Origin of the sequence: Streptomyces sp. NRRL F-525, from assembly GCF_000716605.1 — a bacterium.
GTDB lineage: Bacteria > Actinomycetota > Actinomycetes > Streptomycetales > Streptomycetaceae > Streptomyces.
This window is the reverse complement of the sequence record NZ_JNXE01000209.1, coordinates 1-301: the sequence shown is the minus strand read 5'-3', so window position 1 is coordinate 301 and position 301 is coordinate 1. Positions and strand designations below refer to the sequence as shown.

The window sequence follows — 301 nt, the reverse complement described above, 5'->3', positions numbered from 1 at the left end:
GGGTGGCAACAAGGACTCCGCGCGGGCCGTGGGTGTGCCGGTGGCGTTCACGAAGATCTCGCTGTTCATGCTGGTCGGTCTCGGTGCCTGGTTCATCGGCATGCACCAGCTGTTCACGTTCAACACCGTGCAGTCCGGCGAGGGTGTGGGCCAGGAGCTGATCTACATCTCGGCTGCCGTGATCGGCGGCTGTCTGCTGACCGGTGGTGCCGGTTCGGCGATCGGCCCGGTCTTCGGGGCGTTCATGTTCGGCATGGTGCAGCAGGGCATCGTCTACGCCGGCTGGAACCCCGACTGGTTC

1 protein-coding gene is annotated in these 301 nt (G+C 65.4%); it reads left to right on the top strand.

Features of this window, described 5'->3' with window-relative positions:
- The coding region (locus OO69_RS48560; protein WP_033287464.1) for an ABC transporter permease subunit at positions 1 to 301 on the top strand (301 nt) is incomplete at both ends.